Annotated in this window: 10 protein-coding genes; 8 read left to right on the top strand and 2 right to left on the bottom strand. The window is 72.3% G+C overall.

All coding sequences use genetic code 11. From position 1 onward, the window contains the following. Nucleotides 1-70 precede the first annotated feature (70 nt). The 3 genes from AB0M79_RS06915 to AB0M79_RS06905 all read left to right on the top strand — a co-directional run bounded on the left by AB0M79_RS06915 (nucleotide 71) and on the right by AB0M79_RS06905 (nucleotide 9231). Nucleotides 71-871 (top strand): AraC family transcriptional regulator, encoded by an 801-nt coding sequence (locus AB0M79_RS06915; RefSeq protein ID WP_364208704.1) that lies wholly within the window; start codon nucleotides 71-73, stop codon nucleotides 869-871. A 141-nt stretch (nucleotides 872-1012) separates the two neighbouring features. Then, nucleotides 1013-5632, top strand: a complete 4620-nt coding sequence (locus AB0M79_RS06910; protein WP_364208701.1) for a hypothetical protein — start codon at nucleotides 1013-1015, stop codon at nucleotides 5630-5632. A 2-nt stretch (nucleotides 5633-5634) separates the two neighbouring features. Then, nucleotides 5635-9231 (top strand): hypothetical protein, encoded by a 3597-nt coding sequence (locus AB0M79_RS06905; RefSeq protein WP_364208698.1) that lies wholly within the window; start codon nucleotides 5635-5637, stop codon nucleotides 9229-9231. Nucleotides 9232-9255: 24 nt separating this feature from the next. Here AB0M79_RS06905 and AB0M79_RS06900 read toward each other — a convergent pair whose 3' ends face one another. After that, a complete protein-coding gene (locus tag AB0M79_RS06900; protein WP_364208695.1) occupies nucleotides 9256-9780 on the bottom strand; it encodes a hypothetical protein in 525 nt (174 codons plus the stop codon). Between the two features lie 188 nt (nucleotides 9781-9968). On the opposite strand from AB0M79_RS06900, the gene AB0M79_RS06895 reads away from it, so the two are divergent. Both AB0M79_RS06895 and AB0M79_RS06890 read left to right on the top strand, forming a co-directional pair. Beyond that, nucleotides 9969-10271, top strand: coding sequence for a hypothetical protein (locus tag AB0M79_RS06895; RefSeq protein ID WP_364208692.1), 303 nt, complete (start codon nucleotides 9969-9971; stop codon nucleotides 10269-10271). Next, nucleotides 10268-11929 carry an amidase gene (locus tag AB0M79_RS06890; RefSeq protein WP_364208689.1) on the top strand — a complete coding sequence of 554 codons (1662 nt, stop codon included), beginning with the start codon at nucleotides 10268-10270 and terminating at the stop codon, nucleotides 11927-11929. Before AB0M79_RS06895 ends, AB0M79_RS06890 begins: the two co-directional genes overlap by 4 nt. Nucleotides 11930-11976: 47 nt before the next feature. On the opposite strand, the gene AB0M79_RS06885 is transcribed toward AB0M79_RS06890, so the two are convergent. Further along, nucleotides 11977-14967, bottom strand: a complete 2991-nt coding sequence (locus AB0M79_RS06885; protein ID WP_364208686.1) for a carbohydrate binding domain-containing protein — start codon at nucleotides 14965-14967, stop codon at nucleotides 11977-11979. Between the two features lie 710 nt (nucleotides 14968-15677). On the opposite strand from AB0M79_RS06885, the gene AB0M79_RS06880 reads away from it, so the two are divergent. The 3 genes from AB0M79_RS06880 to AB0M79_RS06870 all read left to right on the top strand — a co-directional run bounded on the left by AB0M79_RS06880 (nucleotide 15678) and on the right by AB0M79_RS06870 (nucleotide 21031). Then, nucleotides 15678-17003 (top strand): MFS transporter, encoded by a 1326-nt coding sequence (locus AB0M79_RS06880; protein ID WP_364208683.1) that lies wholly within the window; start codon nucleotides 15678-15680, stop codon nucleotides 17001-17003. Further along, complete coding sequence (locus tag AB0M79_RS06875; protein ID WP_364208680.1) at nucleotides 17000-18814, top strand: alpha/beta fold hydrolase; 1815 nt, start codon at nucleotides 17000-17002, stop codon at nucleotides 18812-18814. Before AB0M79_RS06880 ends, AB0M79_RS06875 begins: the two co-directional genes overlap by 4 nt. 264 nt (nucleotides 18815-19078) lie before the next feature. Next, nucleotides 19079-21031, top strand: a complete 1953-nt coding sequence (locus tag AB0M79_RS06870; protein WP_364208677.1) for a RiPP maturation radical SAM C-methyltransferase — start codon at nucleotides 19079-19081, stop codon at nucleotides 21029-21031. The last annotated feature ends 10 nt before the right edge of the window (nucleotides 21032-21041 follow it).

Genomic DNA, 21041 nt, shown 5'->3' with positions numbered 1-21041 from the left:
TAAGGCTAGCCTTAGCTCCGGTCGTGCGATGTCGACGGGAGGTCACGCAATGTCGAGCGGAGGTCAGTCGGTGACCGTGCAGGAGCCGGTCGGCGCCGACCCGCACAGTTGCGAGGAGTACGGGTACGGCCTGGGCCGACCCGACGGGATCCTGATCCTCAAGTACCGCTCGGCGGCCCTGCTCGACTTCGGGGAGAGCCGGCAGGACTTCCTGCACCAGTTCTACTGGTCACCCACCGGCGTGCTCGCCACCCGGCACGGGACGCGGACCCGGTTCGTCGGCGGCGGGGAGGTGTTCTGGGTGCACCGGGCCGTCACCCACGAGGTGCGGGCGGCCGACCAGCAGACCGTCTACCGGGTCTGCCTGCGCCAGGTGCCGCCGGCGCTGGCCGACCTGCGGGCCGGCGCCGCCGCCATCGACGACGAGGCGGCCCGGCTGCTGCCGGTCATCGCCCGCAAGGGCTGCGCCGAGGACACCGCACTCACCGCCCGGGCCCGCATCATGGCCGGACTCGGCGCCCCGGTCGCCGAGTCGTCCGCCGGTCCGGCCGGCGGCCCCGGATTCGCGATGACCGTCGCCCGGGCGATCTCACACGATCCCGGCGACCCGACCCGTCTCGACGAGTGGGCCGACCGGCTGCACATCAGCGTCAAGACCCTGCAACGCGACTTCGAACGTGAGTTCGGGATGCCGTACTCACGGTGGCGGACCCGGCTGCGCCTGCTCGCCTCGCGCGTGCTGCTGGAGACACATCCGGTGACCGAGGTCGCGCACCGGGTCGGGTACGCCAGCCCGTCGTCCTTCATCACCGCCTTCGCCCGGGAGTACGGCTACACCCCGGGCCGGCACACGCCCCGGGAGACGACCTGAACGGGGATCATGCCTACTCCCCGTGACTGTCCACGATCGGACTGACGCCAGGCGTGGCGGTGCCGACGATGGGGTGTAGGCCGTCGTAGACGATTCCGTTCCAGGTCCGCCGCCTCGGCCGCCCGGCCCGAGGAGGCCCGCGTGTCCGATCCGCAGCGTGGACGCCGCGTAGCCAGCGACGCCTTCACCCAGCTCACCGCAGACATCGACGACGACAGGTTCGCGGGCATCCCCGCGGACGCGCTGGTGGCGCACCGGCGCGACGAACACCAGATGCTCCTCGCCGGCCGGCCGGCGGACGCCCTGTCCGGGCTGGCGCCCGCCCGGCGGCTCGGGCCGTACCGGAACCGGGCCGGCATCGACATCTGGTTCGACGTGTTCGCCGCGACGCGCCGGCTGGAGGTCCGGGCCGGCGGGGTCACCGCACCGGCCCTGGTACTGACGGCGGCCCGACCGCCGGTGGTCACGCCGCGCACCACGACCGTCGACGTCGGTCCGGGCACCGTCTGGGTCCGGGGCGACCTGCTCGACGCCGCGCTGCCCGCCGACGCGTACGTCGGGGTGCGGGTGCGCGCCGGGGCACTGCGGCTCGCCGGCCCCGCGACGGTCACCGGCGACGTCGTCGAGTTCGGCGCGCCGCTGGAGGGCTCCGTACGGCTCGAACCGGAACCCGACGACCCGACGGCCCGCGGCTCCGTGCTCCCGGAGGCGTTGACGCTGTGGTTCCGTTCCGGCGGCAGCCGGGTCGAGGGAGCCGGTGGCCGGGCCGAGGTCTGGGGCCGGGTGTTCGACCTGCCGGGCCCGACCGGCGCCCGGACCTTCCTTGAGCCACTGTGGACGCTCGTGCTGGAGTACGACGTCGATCCGCGCACCCTCGACCCGGCGGCGGCCGACACCGAACTGGTCCGGTACGCCGGCAAAGGCCGGGTCACCGGCGCCGGCCTGGGGCTGCCGGTCGTGGTCGCGCCCGACCCGGCGATCCTCGGCGCGGCCGCCGTCACGCTGCACTGGTGCCTGCGGGTGAGCGGCCTGACCGCCCGCTGGTACGGGCCCGACTCCCGACCGCACGAACTCGGCGACGCGTGGCTCACCGTCGCCGGCACCGGCGTCACCGTCTTCGCCGGGCAGGTCGCCCCGCTGTCCGTACCCGTCACCCACGAATTCGACCTGTGGGCGATCAGCGACGGCGGCGGGCAGCGGCTGCCCTGGCGGCAGCGGTACGACGACACGTTCCTGTTCCACCACCGGTGCCACGTCGCCGACGGTGAACAGCTCATGGTGACCGGGCGCGCCGACCTGGCCGTCGACCGTCCGGTCACCAGCGACGGCCGTCCGGTCGTCACGCCGACCGGCGGTTCCGTGCTGCTGCTGCGCCACACGGCCGGCACGGTCACCGCCCGGCTCGGTGCCACCGTCGCCGGCGGTCCGGCCGTCCACCAGTTCGCGCTGCGCAACGCGCTGGTGTGGACCACCGCACCCACGCTCGTCATCGTCGACGGCACCCTGGTCGACGCCCGCCGGATCGACGCCGGCACCGCGCAACTTCTCCTCCAGGCGTACGCGTGGGCGCCGATCCTGCCCGACCCGTACGTGTCGAACGTGTCCGTGCGCCGGCCGCGGATCGGGCGGGAGCCCCGTACCCCGTTGCTGTGCCGGGTCACCTGGACGGCGCCGGAGGCCGTGGCGGTGTCGTTCGCCGGCCTGCTCGCCGGGAACCTCGCCGTCGGCGGGCAGACCGCGTCGCCGGGCGGGTCGCGGCCGGTGCCGGCTCCCGACGGTGCCCCGGAGGTCGGCCTGACCCAGGTCGAACAGGGCACGCTCACCTTCGACCGCGCGAGCGCCGCCGCCTGGAAGACGGCGCGGACGGCCGAGGAACGCGGCCGTGGGCAGCGGGTCGAGGTGGCGCGGCGGGAGGACGAGCGGAGCCTCGCGATCGTCGACAACTACCTGACCGAGTTCCTCGGCCCCGCCCCGGGCCTGACGCTGCTCGACGTGTCGACGAACCAGGACCTGCTCGGCGTGGCGGTCGGTGACCGGTCCGACGGCCCCGCCCCGGCCGGCGCCTTCCCGGTGGACGGCCTCGCCGTGCGGTCCGAGGTCGCCCGGATGCGGGTGGTCGCGCTGCCCCAGCACCAGTGGGAGCCGGTCCGCACCCTGGACGAGGACCAGGACCTCGTGACGCTGGGCTGGTTCCCGACGCCGCTGGCCGCGGCCGGTGACGGCGGTGCCACCCAGGTCGGCGCCCGCTCGCAGCGGCTGACGCCGATCATCCCCGAGGACGCCCTGCACGGCACGGTCGAGGCCCACCGTGACGGCGAGACGGTCGCGGTCCGCACCACCTTCCCGTTCGGCCTGATCGCCGCGATCCGGTTGCAGCCGCAGGAGACGCCGGACCGGCGGGCCGACCTCTACGGGCTGACCCGGCCGGAGTTCCCGGAGGTGGCGTCGCGGGGCGGCATCCAGATCACCGCGCAAGCCGAGGGGGGCCGGCCGGACGACGGTGGCGTCTCGCCGACGTTCGCCGGCCGGATGCGGCAGTTGCTCAACGGTGTCGACCTCGCCTCCGGCGGGCCGCTCGGTCTGTCCGTGCTGGGCGCCACCGCCGGATCGGGCGGCAGCGTCGAGACGGTCTTCAACAACGACATGGCCGCCCGGCCCCGGGTGCCGGTCACCCGGATCGACCTGTCCGGCTACGGCGGTTCCAACTTCAGCGACTGGAACAACCCGTTCGCCGCGTTCAGCGAGGCGGCCAAGGTGCAGTTCCGGGTCCTGCTCGGCCGGACCGCCCTCGAGGTGGTCAAGGTCAACAGCGTGCTGCACCCGTGGGGCATCCGGGTCACCCGGTCGGTGACGATCGAACGGCGCCCCGGCGGTGGCGTGATCCGGCGGGACAGCGGCTGGCAGGCGTTCACCCCCGGCCTGTTCGACTACCGCTACTTCGACACCGCCGCCGGCGACATCGTGGTGGCGCCGTACGGGTTCGACGCCGGGTTGTTCCGGGGCCTGTTCGACGTACGCACGATCCGGCCCGCGCCCGGCGCGGAGTTCGCGCACGGCGGCGCCCGGTTCGTCCCGTACTACTTCGACGCCGACGTGGTCCTCGACGGGCGCGCCGGCCGTACCCCGGCCCGGGGTGTCCTCGGCTACCTCCAGACCGCGCCGAACGGCGTACCCGCCGGCGCCGACGCGCTGCGGGCGCTGATCGAGGCGCAGGGCCCGATCGGCGGGCCGGTCGACGCCTGGCTCGACCTCGGCGGCAGCGGGTTGCCGTTCCGGGCCCAGCGGGTCGAGGTCGGCGTGGCCATGGCCGGCACCGACCCGCTCTTCGTCGCGACCGTGCGCGGCGTACCGAAACTGCCGACGACCGGGGCATGGTCGGTGGTCACCCGGCCGGTGGCGGCCGTGCCGCCCGGCGGTGGCGAGGCGGTCCCGGTCGCCGACAGCCGGGGCGTCCCGGTCGTCCGCCGCTACCCGATCGCCTACCCGGCCGACGACTCGCTCCACGCCGAACCGCCGCTGGCCGGCGTGCCCGGCCCGTACCGGTTCGCCGACGCCGCCGACCTGCTCACCCCGGCGGCCCCGGCCAACGACTACGCCCTGCTCCAGAGCACCCCGACGCACGCCTTCCTGTTTCCCCGGCCCTCGGTGCCGGCCGCCGGCACCGCCCGGATCGAGGCCGGCGTACGGCCGGCGCTCGCCGACATCCTGGCCCGGTCGACGTCGAAGGGGGCGTTCCCGCCGCCGGCCAACACCATCGAGCTGACCGGAGGGCCGCACCTCGACGTCGGGCCGGGCGGTGAACTCGCCCTCTCCGCGCCGATCGAGGTCGTCAACCATCCGACCCCGCTGCGGCTGTCCGGCACCCCCGGCCACGGGTCGAGCCTCTTCTACGACAGCGCGACGCTGCGGCTGGACCTGCGCTTCGACCGGTGGGACGTCGACTTCACCGGGCTGCGGATCTGGAGCGACATCGCCGGCCTGGCCGGCCTCACCGGCTCGCAGTGGCACGTCGTCGGCGGCTCCGGCCGCCGGCCGCAGATCGCCGAACTGACCTCCCTGCTCCTGCCGGAGATCGAGGAGATCCTGCGCTACATCCCGACCTTCGGGGCCCGGGGCAGCCAGGGGCCGGTCGACCTGGGGGCCAGCAACGCCAAGCACGAGATCAAGATCAGCGTCCGGGTCGGAAAGACCATCCCGCCGACCACCGCCGTCTTCCCGGCCGGCAGCGGCGTCAAACTGACCCTGTCGATAACCCAGAGCGCCGGCGTCGACCTGGCGACCGGTGGGGCCAAGGCGTCGGCGGCGTTCGGCGCCGAACTGGAGGGCAAGGTCCCGCTGTTCACCGTCGGGGCCGCCGCCGCGTTCCTCGTCGTCAGCGGCAAGGTCAGTTTCAGCCTCTCGTCGGTGAACGGCGTGATCGACAGCGAACAGCTCGAACTGACCGCGTTCGTCGGCATCGGCGTCGAGGGCACCATCGGCCCGTTCAAGGCGTACGCCTTCCTCGGCATCGGGTTCGTCCTGGTCTACGACGCGATCGCGGACACGACGAAGTACGGCGGCCTCGTCGCGATGGAGGCCGGCGTCGACCTCGTCGTTGTCAAGGTCAAGATCAGGGCCGAGCTGAAGGGCCTGGTCTACAAGGCCGACGGCGTCACCAAGTGCGACTACAGCGGATCGGTGAAGATCCAGGTCGACATCTTCCTGTTCCTGTCGATCAGCGCCACCTACCAGGTCACCGAGACAGCGGAGCTAGGGAGCTAGCGATGGCCACCCCACCCAGACTCACCCTCGTGCCGTACCTCCAGCGGTGGAACCCCGGCTCCCGTACCCTCTCGATCCGGCTTCTCGTCGCACCGACCGGCAACCCGCTCGCGCCGCTGCCCACCGCACCGCCCGCGGTTCCCGCGTTCGCCGACGCGAAGTGGGCCTTTACCGTCCACATCAGCGACACCGTCGGCACGCTGCCGCAGCGCACCCTGGTCGACCAGACGGTGTCGCTGCCGGCCACCGGGACGATCGGGCACCCGCACTCCCGGGCCGTCTTCACCGCGATCAAGGACGCCCTCGACATCCCCGACTCGCCCGCCGCCGACACGTTCGCCCCCCAGGGCCGCGACCTGACCCGGCAGGTACGCAAGTACCTCCCGGCGAGCTACCGGCGGTCCTTCCCGTTCGTCCGGCCCCGCACCTCGCTCGCCGTGGTCGACGACTCCTACCACTGCCTGATGAACTGCCCGCCGGAGCCCGAACCGGCCCCGCCGCCGATGGTCGTCGGCTGGGGCGAGGCCCTCGCGTACGCCCTGCGCCTACCCCGGCTCGCCGAGGCGCTCGGCCTCGTCGTCGACCTGGACGTGCCGCTCGACGCCGCGCCCCGGCTGGCCGGCGGCGGCTGGCTGTGGGCCGAACTCGCCCCGGCCGGCGACTACTTCGGCCACGTCGTCCCGCGCCCGTTCGCGACCCGGGTCCCGGAACTGTCCGACACCGAACGGCCGGTCTTCACCCCGGTCGTCTTCCCGGTCTCCGACGACGCGACGGCCGCCGCCGCCCTCGGCAACTTCGACAAGGTGTTCGTCGAGGCGGTCCGGTTCGACGACGGGCACGCGAAGGTCGTGCACGCCCGCCAGCCGGTCAGCGCCGACCCGCTCGACGAGGACGGCACCGGCGCGCCCATCGCCCGCGACGAGGGCATCCAACTCGCCTGGGACGACGAGGACATCCTCGAGGGCCAGAACCGGGCACTCGGCGCGCCGCCCGACGGCGAGGACCCGGTCCTCGCCCCGCGCGGCGTCCTCGGCTACCGCGTCGACGTACGCCCCGCCGGCGGCACCACCTGGACCTCGCTGTCCGTGGTCAAGGCCCCGCTCGACATCGGTGTCGACCTGGGTGCCGCCGTCGAGGAACGCTGGACCGAGGTGGCGCCGGCCGAGCACAGCGGCCAGACCTGGCTGCCGGCCTGGTTCGCCAACTGGCGCGGTGGTTCGCTCGTCGTCGACACCGTCGACGAGCAGCGGCTGATGGAGGTGCCACCGGGCCGTCCGGAACCCGCCACCCCGGTCGGCGCCGACGCCGTCGAACTCCGGTACGGCAACCGGTACGAGTTCCGGGTCCGGCTCGCCGACACCACCGGCGGTGGACCGGACGTCGACAGCGCCCCGGGGCGCAGCGGTGAGGCGCCGACCACGACCATCCACGTGAGACGCCACCGGGCGCCCGGCATGGTCGAGGTCGACCAGGTGACCGCGCCGCCGGACGGCGCCCTGCCCACCGTCCGGATCCGGCGACCACGGCTCGGCCATCCGGAGGCCGTCTTCGCCGCCGGCCCCGCCGCCCGCGCCGACCTCCTCGCCCAGATCGCCGCCAACGACGCCGCGCCACCCGGCACCGCGAAGGCGCCGACGATCCCCGACCCGGACGCCACCCTCCTCCGGATCCAGGTGCTGCTCCGGGTGCCCACCTTCGACCCGCTCGCCGACGACGAGGGCTTCGTCGAGTGGTACACCACCACCCGTGCCTTCCCGGACGACCCGGCCGAGCCGCTCGACCTGGCCCTGTCCTGGACCGACGCCGCCGACTACCACGCCGTCGACGTCACCGCGCAGCACGGCACCGCCAGCGGACCGGTCACCCTGGTGACCGCCCGCGACGTCCGCCTGCGGGTACGTGCCCTCGGCCCGGACGACCCCGCCTACTTCGGCAGCCAGCGGGCCCGGACCGGGCCGCCGGAAACCATCGACCTCCACGCGACCGCCACCGAGACCGACCCGCTGCGCCCGCTGCCACCGGCGGACCGGCTGCGGTCGGTGTTCCTGCGCCCCGACCCGGTCGGTGACCGGGCCCCGTCCCGGCCGGTGGTCGCCCAGAATCAGCCGACCCCCGCCCTGCTCGGCCGGCTCGCCGGCGCGCTCGACCTGGTCGCCGACGGCCCACTGCTCACCGGGCCGCCCGGTGACCGGATCGCCTTCGGCTGCGCCGGGCTGACCCACCACGCCGCCCCCGACGCCTCCAGCCTCGAGTTCGGCGAACCCACCGAACTCGCCGACCAGTGGATCAACGCCGTCCAGGTCGTGGTCGACCGGGACTGGACGTGGCGTGGCAGCGGATCGCCGACGCTGGTCGTGACCAGGGCCGTCGACCTGCCCGACGCGCCCGGCGCGGCCACCGAGACGACCGACGTCGGCGCCATCGAACTGATGCACACCGTCGGCGTGCAGGCGGCGAACCGGCCCGACCGCTCGTCGGTCCGGCTGCTGTTCCTCGACGCGCTGCCGCCCCGGTCCGGCCCCGACGGGCTGCCGTACGAGATGGCGGTCACCTACCGGGCCCGGCTGCTCTTCGAGGACGGTGCCGCCGTCGACCAGACGGTCGAGACCCTGCTGCCGGTCGTCACCCCGCCCCGGCAGGCGCCGCGGGTCGTCGCCGCGGGCATCGCGCTCACCCCCTACGGCCACGACCCCGGATACGCCAGCACCACCCCGCGCGTACGGCGGCTCTGGCTGGAGTTCGCCGAGCCGCTCGCCGACCCCCGGGACGCGTACTTCGTCCGGCCGCTGACCGGCACCCCCGACCCGATGCTGCTGCCCGGCGTCGAGCCGGTCGCCGATCCCGTCGTCGTCGAAGGCGTCCCACTCGACCCCGAACCCGTCCGGGTGATCACCCCCGGCCAGGTGCAGGACCTTGCCGGCCTGGCCACCATGCAACGGCTCGAACCAGGCGCCGACAGCGACCGGCACTTCCTGGTGCCGCTGCCGCCGAACACCGACCCGAACTCACCGGAACTGTTCGCCTTCTACACGTACGAGATCCGGGTCGGCCACGACCGGGGCCCGGCGGCCGACCCGCTCTGGTCGACCGCGCAGGGCCGCTTCGGTGAGCCGCTCGTCCTCGACGGCGTCCAGCACCCCGCGCCCGAACTGGTGTGCTCGGTCGTCGCCGAACCGGACGGGGCCGTGCGGACCCGGGCCCCGTACGCCGCCCCGTACCTCGGACTGCGGCGGGTGCTGCCACACCCGCCCAACACCGAACTGTGGACCGTGCTGTACGCCCGGGTGGTGCAGGCCGACGGCAGCACGAGCCGCAACGTCCAGATCGACCTGCGCCGGATGCGTCCGCCCCGGAGGCGGCGGACCGACACCGTCCCGCTGGTCGTCGAGGGGGAGACCCGCTGGACCGGTGCCGAGGTGCGGGCGGCCCTGCAACTGGCCGGACTGCCGCCCGGAGCGCCGGTCAGCGCGCTCGCGGTCGAGTTGCTGCCCGAGCCGAACGGCGACTTCGCCGACCCGCTCGGCGGGGACCTCGGTCAGGTACGCATCCTGCGTACCTCGCCGCTGGCCGGGGTGGATCGCGACTGCTGCGCGCCGTAGCCGGCCGGTTGTCGGGAGCGCGGGTCAGCGGGCGTTGACCACCGCGATCCCGGCCTCGCCGTCCTCGAAGGAGGCGAACAGTTCGGGCAGGGCCGCCGGTCCGACGTGGTCGATGATCAGGACCGGCGGCATGTCGTCCGGACCGACGCCGACAATGAAGTCGGTGTCGGTCCGGATCTCGCGGTGCAGCAGCGTGACCCGGCCGTCCCCGATCTCGTCGGGCGGCAGCCCGGCCGCCGTGGCGGCCAATTCGTCGTCGCGCGACCGGAGGGTCCTCTCGATCACCGTGGGCCAGGCCAGCAGCCGGACCGAGACCCGGTCGCCGACCCGCTCGCAGCGCGCCAACAGATCGTCGGGGAGCAGGTAGAACACGCCCTCCTCGCCCTCGTGCCCGTAGCTGAGCAGCGCGGAGACGATCCGCTCGCCCGGTCCACCCTGGATGTCGACACCGAGCACGAGGTTGAGGCCGTCGGCGTCCTCCATCGGCACCGTGGTGATCCACATGCCGGCCGCCGGGGTGGCGTCGACCGGGGCTCCCGCTTCGCTCATGGGCCGCAGTCAACCAGCCGGTCCGCCACACCCGTACGCCGGGGCGGGGCGAACCGGCCGACGTCCGCCGGGGTCTTCAGATCAGCAGGTCAGAGCCTTACAGTTTCATGATCACGTGATCATCGGGACACACGCCGGACACGATCCGGCCAGAGATTGTGGCCATCCCTTCGCAACCAGGAGGTTCCATGCCCCCGACTCCTCCGACCGACGACGAACTGAACACGTTCATCCGCGCCCACCTCGCCTCGCTCGGCATCGACCTCGACCAACTCCCCGCCGGCACCGCCGCCGACCCGGTCACCGGAACCCCCGGCCGGGACTCCGTCCTCGCCTCGCTGCGCTCCTTCGTGCGCGGCACGGTCCCGGTCCTCGCCGCCTACCAACTGCCCACCCCCGGCACCACCGACCCGGCCCTCGCGATGGCCCTGTCCCAGCAGCCCGCGCCGATGCTCTACCCGTCGATCAGCACAGAGTGGCGGCAGTCGTGACGACCTTGACGACACCGGACCAGCAGCCCCTCGACCGCACGATCGACCGCCGCGCCTTCCTGGCCCGCACCGCCGCGCTGGCCGCCGCCTCCGCCGCCGGCACCGTGGTGCTGCCCGGCCTGGCCGGGGTCGCCGCCGCCGCTCCCGGCCCGAACAGCGCCCCGGCCGCGAAGTTCAACCCCGAACTGGACAAGCCGGCCGCGTACAACAAGCCGCGCGCGGACACCATGGCCGACCCTACGGAGTGGACGGTCTCCGAGGCGGCCTGGATGATCCGGCAGAAGAAGATCACCCCGGAAGAGCTGGTCAAGGCCTACCTCGACCGGATCGCCGCGTACGAGCCGACGTACCAGGCGTTCAACCTGGTCCTCGCCGAACAGGCGGTCAAGGCCGCCAGGCAACTCGCCAACCGGCCGCACCGCGGCCCGCTGCACGGCATCCCGCTGGCGATCAAGGACAACTACTTCACCGAGGGCGTGCCGACCACCGCGAACTCCTACCTGTTCAAGGACTTCGTGCCGCCGTACGACGCGACGTCGGTCGCCAAGCTCGTCGCCCAGGGCGGGATCGTGCTCGGCAAGACCCAGATGGGGCCGCTGGCCACCACCCGGGCCACCACCCCCAACGGCCAGATCACCACGGTCAACGCCTGGACGCCCACGAACCCGGGCACCAACCCCGGCGGCTCGTCGACCGGCACCGCCACCGCGGTCGCCGGCCGGCTCGCCACCTCCGGCACCGGCACCCAGACCGGCGGCTCGATCACCGCGCCGTCGAACGCGCAGAACCTGACCGGCCTCAAGCCGACCATGGGCCGGGTGTCGCTGGCCGGCATCATCCCGCTCAGCTACACCCGCGACCACCCCGGACCGCTGGCCCGCGACGCCAAGGACGCCGCCATCATGCTGATGGCGATGGCCGGCGAGGACCCCGCCGACCCGCGCAGCCAGGGCCTTCCGCCGGTGCCGAACCTGATCAACGCGGCCACCCCGCGGTACGACGGCGGCCGGCTGCGGATGCGCTGGAAGACCCGGATCGGCGTGCTGCCCGGATACGCCGACGGCACCTCGGCGACCGCGCTGGCCCGGCAGGCGTTCCTCGCCGCGCTGGCCGCCATCCCCGACGCCACCCTGGTCGACGTGCCGTACCCCGACGACTGGGACCTGCTCACCGGCACCGCGTTCAACAACGTACGGCTGCCCGAGCGCAGCGAACCGTTCATGCCGTACCTGCGGACCGACCTGAAGGGCTTCGGCGTCTCGCTGACCGGCTGGCTCCAGGGCGCGATGCTCGGCGCGAACGCCTTCGTCACCGGACAGCGGGCCAAGCTGGTGCTGCTGGAGCGGGTCTTCGACCAGATCTTCAGCAAGTGCGACGTGGTGGTGCAGACCAGCCCGAACCCGTTCGACGCGATCGGCCTGCCGGAGATCGGCTTCCCGATCGGGTTCACCGCCGCCGGGCTGCCGATCGGCACCATCCTCGGCGGCCTGCCGTACGCCGAGGACCGGCTGCTGTCGGTCGTCGCCGCCTACCAGGCGGTCACCGACTGGCACTGGCGCCGGCCGGTGGACCCGCCGGTGGCGGGCGCGCAGGCGCGTACGGCCCCCGGCTCCCGTGGCCGCCTGACCGCCGAAGAGGTCGCCGAACTCAGCCAGTGAACCGGTCCGGCCGGTGCGACGCGGCGTCGCACCGGCCGGGCGCCGGTCTACCTCAGGTACGGTCCGGTGTCGCCGACCTTGCCGGGGGCCGGGTTGCCGGGCAGGTCGAGCACGTACGCCCGCAGGTTGCCCTGGCCGCTGACGTTCGCGGTCAGGGTGCCGTTGGTGACGGTACGGCGGTCACCGGTGACCGCGTCGGTGTAGGTGCCGTTGGGGATGCCGGTGAAGGTGGCGGTGCCGGAGACGGTGACCAGCACGAAGCTGTCCACCCCGCCGCCGGTGTAGCGGCGCTTGAACGCCATGCCGCCGCTGATCCCCTCCGTGGAGTACTGGCCCTTCTGCAGGGCCGGGATCGCCCGGCGGATCTGGTTGAGCCGCTGGACGTGCTTGACCAGCGGCTTGTCCAGCGTCGCCGCGACCGGGCCGGTGGCGCCGGTGACCACCCCGAAGTCGGGGGCGGTGACGGTGCCCTCGATGTGGTCGCCGAAGTACGCCCGGCCGGTGGTGGCCAGCGGGCAGGTGGGGCCGCAGTCGATCCGGGCACCCTTCTGGAACTCGATCTCCGAGCCGTAGTAGAGCGTCGGGATGCCCCGGAACGTCCACATCAGACTCATGTTCTCCGCCCAGGCGGCGGTGCCGCCGGTGTAGCGGACCGACGACTTGTTCGGGCCGTAGTCGTGGCTGTCGACGTACACGACGTTGTAGGTGGCGTCGTTGTAGCTGTCGTCGGAGTCCTTGCCGTTCCAGAACGCGTTCCCGGCGTCGCCGAAGTTCATGTGCATCCGCATGTCGATGACGTTCATGCCGGAGAACTTCGAGTGGTCGGGGGTGTGGTAGCTGTTGCCGCGCAGGAAGGCGTTGTCGCTGGTCGGCTGGCCGCCGGTGCCGAGCAGTTGCTCGTGGTCGTACTGCTCGATGGCGGCGCGTACGTCGTCCGGGCTGTACTCCTTGCGCTCCTTCCAGGTGAAGAACTGGGCGGAGTGGTTGACCGAGCCCCGGTTCCACTTGTCGTTGACGAACGCGGCGACCTCACCGAAGACGTAGAAGTCCTTGCCCTTCTCGCCGTGCTTCGCCACCGCGTGCTGCTGGATGGCGGGCAGGAAGCGTCGGTTCCAGGTGACCCGGGGGATGTGTACGGCGGTGTCGATCCGGAAGCCGTCGACGCCCATGTCGATGTAGCGGTTGTAGGCGTCGATCAGGTACTGCTGGACGGTCGCGTTCTCGGTGTTGAAGTCGGCCAGGTCCTCGTGCAGCCAGCAGCTGCGCGAGTCCTCGCCCTCCCAGTTGCCGATCCAGCACTGGTGGTAGAGGTCGGCGGGGAAGAGCTTGTTGGTGGGCGACGGCCACTGGCAGTTGTAGAGCGCGTAGCCCTCCGGGCTGGTGCCGTTGCGGACCCCCCAGTTGAGGCACTGGTTGCCGGCCGGGGCGGTGGTCGACCAGACGTCGCCGTTGTACGGCCGGCCCTTGGCCAGCGCGTTCTGCGCCGGGGTCAGCGTCGGGTCGTTGCCCTGGTGCTCGACCATCGGGTCGTACTGGCGGCCGGCCTGCTTTTCGCTGTACATCCACTTCCACTGCTCGTCGCGTACGCCGTAGACGGTGGGGGTGAAGAGGTCCTTGGTGCCCCAGCGTGAGCTGTGGTTGTAGACGACGTCCTGGAAGATCTTGATGCCCTTGGCGTGCGCCTTGTTGATCAGGTCCTGGTAGGTGGCACCGGGCGTCTCCAGGCGCGGGTCGACCCGGTAGAAGTCCCAGCCGTGGTAGCCGTGGAAGTCGTAGTCCGAGCGGTTCAGTACCACCGGGGTGATCCAGATCGCGGAGAACCCGAGCCCCTTGATGTAGTCGAGCTTGTCGATCAGACCCTGGAAGTCGCCCCGGAACATCGGGTCGTCGTTCGCGGCGTTGCCGGACCGGACGTGCTGGCTGCCGCCCCGGTTGTTGGACTCGTCGCCGTCGAAGAACCGGGCGGTCATCACGAAGTAGATGGTGTCCTCGCGCGGGTCGCCGCCGAGCGGCGAGCCGTTGGTCGGTGCCGGGGGAGCGTCGCCGGTGGTCGCCGCCGCCGCCGCGCTGGCCGCCGACCGGTTGCCGGCGGCGTCGCGGGCCCGGACCGTGTACGTGTACCGCGTGTTCGGGGTCAGCCGGTTGTCGACGTGGCTGGTCGTGGTCGCGGTGAAGCTGGCGGTGCCCTGCGGCCCGCCGGTACGGGTGATCTCGTAGCCGGTCACGCCCCGGTTGTCGGTCGACGCCGACCAGGCCAGCGTGATGCTCAGCCCGCTCGCGGTCGCGGTGACCCCGCCCGGCACCGACGGTGCCTCGGTGTCCGGCGGGGGCGGCGGGCCGCACGGGTCGGTCGCGTTCGGGGTCACCACACCGGCCCGTACGGTGCTGCGGCCGGTGCCGAGGGTGTAGTCCGCGCCGTTGTTGTTGTCCCACTGGCCAGCGTTGTTGAACGCCGCCCGGAGGCCCCCGGCGGTGCCGAGGGCGACGACCTTGCGCACCCAACCGGCGCAGGCGGCCTCCATCGCCACCCCCGGCACGCTCGTCCAGCTCCCGCCGGTCGGCTGGTAGTGGATGTTCGCGCCGGACCAGCCCCGCGTGGCGGTGTGGTAGTAGACCTCGGCCGTGGCGCCGGTCGGCTCCGGCGTCGGCGCGCAGGGGTCGCCCGCGCCGACCGTGCCGCCGGAGACCCGGACGGTGCCGGTGCCGAGCCGGTAGTTGCGGCCGTTGTTGTTGTCCCAGACGCCGGAACCGTTGTTGAACACCACCTGGAGCCCGCTCGCGGTGCCGAGGTCGATGGTCTTCTTCCGCCAGCCCGTGCAGGCGGCCTCCATCGCGATGCCCGGCACGGCGGTCCAGGAGCCGCCGTCCGGTGCGTAGTGGACGTTGACCGTCGCGTTCCACGCGGACGGTGGCTGGTAGTAGACGGTGACGCTGTTCGCCGCCGCGGCGACGTCGAGGGGGAGCAGGCCCGCCGCCAGCGCGGCGGCGAGGGCGAGCCCGCCCCACCGTCTGCGAACCCTTGCTGTGCCTGGTCTCATGTGGAACTCCTGACCACGCGCACCGGCCCGGCCGGCACGATCGGTGGAATGTCTTGCAGATGCTGCAAACAACGGGCACACCATGGACCGGTGCTGCGCATCAGCGGTGCCTTGTTTAGACAGAAGCCAGTCAGGCTGCGACTGGTGTTGCAAGACCTTGCAGAGTTTCCAGAAAGTTACCAGCCCAACGTGCACGACACTAGAGGTTCACAATGACGGTCAATGTTGCTACGTTGTTGAGCTGCGCTCCCGGCAGCCATGGGTGCCTGCAAGAAGTTTCAGGCGTGCCGCGAGGGGTGGTCGGGCGGTGGAGGCGTCCACCGGGGGGCGCGGCCGCGGCCACCGGCGGGGTGGGGGCGCGTCGGACAGTGATCTAGGGCAATATGAAGTATTCGCCCTAAAGCCGTGTTGTCCCTTGAAATGGTCGGCAGATCGTGAATTTCGATAACGGGGTGTTGGCGTACGGCATCCGGATGGGTGTGGCGAATTCCGGCACACCGGTCGCAAGTTGCTCAATCATTGCCCCCGGGATAACTCGATGTATTCACATCCTTGCCTTCGGAAGTGAAGGCTGTTAGCCTTCTGGCCACGACCTTCCGCTACGGGGTCGGCATTCAATTTCGCTGCTCGCAGTTCTGGTTTTCGGAATCACCGGTCGGACGCTTTCGTTCATTGATTTGGACACTTATGCGATCAATGCGGTCCTGGTAATGGTGGCTCATCCGCCCCCTGCCGTGAAAACGGAGGAAAACGCTCGCCGGAGCCGCGATTTCCGGCTCTATTGGATGGCCGGTGCCATCGACCAGATCGGGTCGCAGGCATCCGGAATCGTCTTTCCTCTGGTGACTCTCGCGGTGACGGGCTCGCCGGCGGCGGCCGGACTGGTCGGCGCGCTGGCGCTGGCCGGTCGTCTCGTCGCCGCACCGGTGGCCGGTGTGCTCGCCGACCGGCTGCCGCGGAAGCGGATGATGATCGGCGCGCTGCTGCTCGCCGCCGCCGCGATGGGCGTGGTCTTCGTCGCGGTCGCGGCCGGGGTGCCGTCGCTCGCCCTGCTGGCCGGTGCCGCGTTCGTCGAGGGGATCGCGCAGAGCGGCTACCAGTCGGCCGGCGCCGGCGCCATCCGCCGCGTACTTCCGGCCGACGACAAGAAGGCCCTGGCCCGGCTGGAGGCGCGCAACCACGCGGCGCAGATCGCCGGTCCGGTTCTCGGCGGCGCCCTCTACCAGATCGGGCGCTGGGTGCCGTTCCTGGTCGACGTCGTGTCCTATGTGGTCGCCGCCGGTCTGGTCGCCGCCATCCGCACCGACCTCACGCCCGACCGGCAGGAGCGCACCTCGTTCCTGACCGATATGCGGGCCGGGCTGCGGTTCGTCTGGCGACAGCCGGTCCTGCGCTTCGTGACCATCTGGGCGGCCGGGATCAACTTCGTCTTCGGCGCGCTCATCTACCACGCCATCCTCACCGCCGGCCGGCAGGGCGCCCCCGCCGCCTCGATCGGTCTGCTGCTCACCATCGCCAGCGTGGGCGGGCTGGTCGGCGCGCTGGCCGCCCCCCTTGTCTTCGGCCGGGTCCGCCCGATGACGGTCGTCGTGTTCGCCTCGTGGGCCATGGTCGCCCTGGTCGTCGTGATGTCCCAGGCCCGCCAGACCTGGAACTACGGGCTGCTGTTCGGGCTGGTCTTCCTACTCAGCCCGCTGCTGGGGGTCATCTTCCAGTCCCGGGCGATCGAGCTGACCCCCGACGGGATGCAGGGCCGCGTGGCCACCGTCATGGGAACCGTGGGCGAGGTGCTCCAGACGCCGGCACCGCTGCTGGCCGGCGTACTGGTGGCCTGGCAGAGCCCGGCCGTGGTCGCCCTGGTCTTCGCCGCCGCGCTGGCGGTGCTGGCCGCGTACACCACCGCCAACCTGCGCCGGCTCGCCGCCCACGTCGACACCGGGACCGGCCCCGGAACCGACCAGGCCGGCCGTGGAACCGAGCAGGATGCCGGCGGGGCCGGCCGGGAAAACCAGGCGACCGAGGAGGTCCGCGGATGAGTCGCGGCTACCGGCTCTTCTACCCGGCACTACCGGTGCTGGCCGAGCACGCCCCGCACCGGGCCGTCTACGTCGGCGACGTCGACGGCCGGTGCGAGATCCTGGCCTGGGACCGGCGCGACGCAACCGCCCGGCAGGTCACCGACCGGGCCACCGGCACCATCCGCGCGGCTCTCGACCCCACCGGGAGCACCGTGTGGTGGTTCGACGACGACCTTGCCGGCGTCGGCCGGTGGCGGATCTGCGACTTCGACCAGCCCGACCGGTCCGTCGAGGCGCTGCCCGGGCGCGCCCCAGCCCGGCACGGCGGCATCGCGACGGCGACCGACGGCACCACCCTGGTCGGGCTCTCCGGCGACGACGGGCTCGTCCTGCACCTGCGCACCGCCGACGGGCGGGTCACCGAGGCCGCCCGGATCCCCGGATACGCGTACCTGGTCGACCTGGACCCCGCCGGCCGGCTGGTCGCGGTCGGCGCCGACGCCTCCGCCGGCACGGCGGTCACCGTGCTGACCGCCGACGGCGAGCGGGTGGCCGGGATCGCCGGCCGGCCCGAGCGGCGGGTGTGGGCCCTCGGCTTCGCCCCCGGACCGGGCCCGGCCCGGCTGCTGCTGGTCGTCGAGGACGGCGGCGGCTACCTGCCGGCGACCTGGACCGAGACGGACGGGCTGACCCGCCACGACTGGTGCCGGTTCGACACCGAGGTCACCGCCGGCTGGTTCGCGGACGGGCGGCGGATCCTGGTCCGGCAGGACCGGCACGCCCGCAGCCTGCTGTACGAGGTGGACCTCGACGGGCGCACCCGGACGGTCGTCGACACCCCTCCCGGCAGCATCCTCGACGCGGCGGTCTGGCCGGACGGCGACATCGCCTACATCTGGAGCGACTCGGTCACCCCGCCACAACTGCGCTCCCTGCGTGGCGTGGAGCTGCCGTACGGGCCGACCGGGCCGGAGGGTCCGAGCGCACCGGACGAAACGGCGACGACCGACTGCCGCCGCGACGAGATCTGGGTGCCCGGACCGGGCGGCCCGGTCCACGCACTGGTCGCCACCCCCACCGACCGGGAACTGCCGCGGCCGGCCGTCTTCCTGGTCCACGGCGGCCCCTTCCAGCACGCCCGCGACGCCTACGACCCGCTGGTCGAGATCCTGGTCAGCACCGGCTGCACGGTGGTCCGGGTCAACTACCGGGGCTCCAGCGGCTACGGCTCGGCCTGGCGCAACGACTTCAGCGCCGGGGTCGGTGTCACCCAACTGGAAGACCTCGCCGCGGTCCGCGCCCACCTGGTCGCCCAGGGCGCCGTCGAGGAGCGCCGGGTCGCCCTGTGGGGCACGTCGTGGGGCGGCTACCTGACCCTGCTCGCGCTCGGCCGGCAGCCCGACCTGTGGCGGCTCGGGGTGGCGATCAGCCCGGTCGCCGACTACGTCGCGGCGTTCGAGGCGGCCACCCCGGCCCTACGGGAACTGGACGTCCTGCTGTTCGGCGGCACCCCCGACGAGGTGCCGCAGCGGTACGCCCGCGCCTCGCCGGTCACCTACGTCGAACAGGTCCGGGCCCCGGTCCTGCTCGCGATCTCCGCCGGTGACGTGCGCTGCCCGCCGGCGCCGGTCGAGGCGTACGCGCGGCTGCTGGCCGCCCGCCGGGTTCCCCACCAGGTGGTCCGCCGGCAGGCCGGGCACGAGGACTTCGACGCGCAGAGCCACCTGGCCCTGATGCAGACGGTTCTGCTGTTCATGCAGCGCCACTTCGACGGCGTGCGGGAGGAAGGCACGCCGGTCGCGCTCGCGATGGCGCGACCGGCGGGCTGACCTCGTCGACACGCGACCCGTCCCCACGATGCGGAAAGGAGGTGAACGACATGCGGAAGAACGTCGTCGAGAACGACCCGATCAACGGCAACCGCGACCAGTTGCGGGCCTCGAACGTCACGGTCACGGTCACGGTCGGGGTCAAGTTCTAGGTCCCCCCGTGCGGGGTGCGGGTCGCCGGGCCGGCGGGCATCCGACGCGGCGCGGCGGCCCCACCCCGTGTCCAGTCGTCCGGCTTTGACAGAAAACGAGAGGAGAGGTTACGTGCGGATTCTGCTGGTCAACATGCCATGGACTTCTATCGACGTCCCTTCGCTAGCGCTTGGAATCCTCACCAACAGTGTCTGTCAAAAGCTGCCGGATGCTGAGGTCGAGGTCATCCACGCCAACCTTGATTTCGTCGACTGGGTGGTCGACCGGACCGAGTTCGGATTGAGCGACTACTACTACTATTCGCTGTTCACCTATTTCGCCGGATGCGGCGACTGGGTCTTCTCGTCGGCGCTCTACGACGATCCGCAGTGGCGGGTGGAGGAGTTCACCAGCCGGGTCCGGGACCAGATGACCGAGCGGGAGCTGGCACTCAACCTCGAACTGCACCGGATCGCCCCCGAATTCGTCGCCGAACTCGCCGCCCGGATCGTCGGGCAGGCCCCGGACGTGGTCGGCTTCACCTCGACCTTCCAGCAGAACACCGCCGCCCTGGCCACCGCCAAGGCGATCAAGCGCCTGGCGCCGGGCATCCGGACGGTGATGGGCGGCGCCAACTGCGACGGCGAGCAGGGCGCGGCCATCCACCGCAACTTCGCCTTCATGGACTACGTGGTCCGCGGCGAGGGCGAGACGGCGTTTCCCCGGCTGCTCGCCGCCCTCGGTGCCGACCGCGCGGCCGGTGCCACGGACCGGCCCGGTGCCGCCGGCCTGGCGGACGCGCTCGCCGGCATCGAGGGTCTGTGCTGGGCCGATTCCGGCGGCCGGTCCGTCGCCAACAAGATGAGCACCACACCGCTGCCGCCGGCCGAGATCGTCAGCCCCGACTACTCGGGATACTTCGAGCGGCTGGCCGCCTCCCGGGCCCGGCACTGGGTCGAGCCCCGGCTCGTCGTCGAAGGCGCCCGGGGCTGCTGGTGGGGCGAGAAGCACCACTGCACGTTCTGCGGCCTGAACGGGTCGTTCATGCAGTTCCGCAGCAAGCACCCGGGCCGCTTTTACGACGAGATCATCGGCCTGGCCGAGCGGCACCAGGTCCTGGACATGTTCGTGGTCGACAACATCCTCGACATGTCGTACGTGACCTCGCTGCTGCCCCGGCTCGCCGAGTCCGGCTACGACCTGCGGCTGCAATACGAGATCAAGTCCAACATGAAGAGTGCCCAGGTGCAGGCCCTCGCCGACGCCGGCCTGGTCAGCGTGCAACCCGGGATCGAGAACCTGAACAGCCGGGTGCTGAAGCTCATGGACAAGGGCGTCACCGGCTGCCTCAACATCCGGATGCTCCGCGACGCCGAGACGAGCGGGATCACCATCGCCTGGAACTACCTCTACGGCTTCCCGGGCGAGACCGACGACGACTACCTGTCCGTCATCGAGCAGATGCCGGCCCTGCACCACCTGTGCCCGGCCGACGGCAGCACCCGCATCGCCATCGAACGGTTCAGCCCGTTCTTCGTCAAGCCCGAACTCGGCTTCACCGACCTGCGCCCGGCCGCCCAGTACCGGCTGATCTACGACCTGCCCGAGTCCGAGCTGATGGACCTGGCCTACCTCTTCGACGTACCGCCGCGGGGCATCGGCGAGGAGACGGCCGGCCGGCTGGAACGGGCGGTCACCGAATGGCAGCACGAGTACGCCCGCAGCCGGCTCTCCCACCACGACCTCGGCGACCAGATCGTGCTGGTCAGCCGTCGGCGCCACTTCGACTGGCACGTCCTGCGGCTGACCGACCCGGTCGAGGTCGCCGCCTTCCGGCAACTCGACCAGCCGCACACCGTCGGCGCACTCGCCCGCCGGCTGTCCCGCCCCGAGCCGGCCGTGGCGGCGCTGCTGCGACGGTGGCGCGAACTGGGCATCGTCTTCGAGGACGCCGGCCAGTTCATCCAGATCGCGCCCAAGGCGATGAACCAGGACCTGCTCCGGATCGACCACCTGCACCAGGAACGGGAGGCGGCCCGGCAGGCCGCCGCCGCGCAGGAGCCCGCCGTACTGACCGCCGTCTGAGGGGACCGAA

It is taken from the genome of Polymorphospora sp. NPDC051019 (assembly GCF_040683055.1).
Lineage (GTDB): Bacteria > Actinomycetota > Actinomycetes > Mycobacteriales > Micromonosporaceae > Polymorphospora > Polymorphospora lycopeni.
Note: the sequence above shows the minus strand (reverse complement) of the source record. Positions and strands in the feature narration are given on the sequence as shown.

Coding starts and splice junctions, on each gene's coding strand:
- AB0M79_RS06885 (WP_364208686.1), bottom strand. CDS start 14,967: ATGAGACCAGGCACAGCAAGGGTTCGCAGACGGTGGGGCGGGCTCGCC.
- AB0M79_RS06880 (WP_364208683.1), top strand. CDS start 15,678: ATGGTGGCTCATCCGCCCCCTGCCGTGAAAACGGAGGAAAACGCTCGC.
- AB0M79_RS06905 (WP_364208698.1), top strand. CDS start 5,635: ATGGCCACCCCACCCAGACTCACCCTCGTGCCGTACCTCCAGCGGTGG.
- AB0M79_RS06900 (WP_364208695.1), bottom strand. CDS start 9,780: ATGAGCGAAGCGGGAGCCCCGGTCGACGCCACCCCGGCGGCCGGCATG.
- AB0M79_RS06875 (WP_364208680.1), top strand. CDS start 17,000: ATGAGTCGCGGCTACCGGCTCTTCTACCCGGCACTACCGGTGCTGGCC.
- AB0M79_RS06895 (WP_364208692.1), top strand. CDS start 9,969: ATGCCCCCGACTCCTCCGACCGACGACGAACTGAACACGTTCATCCGC.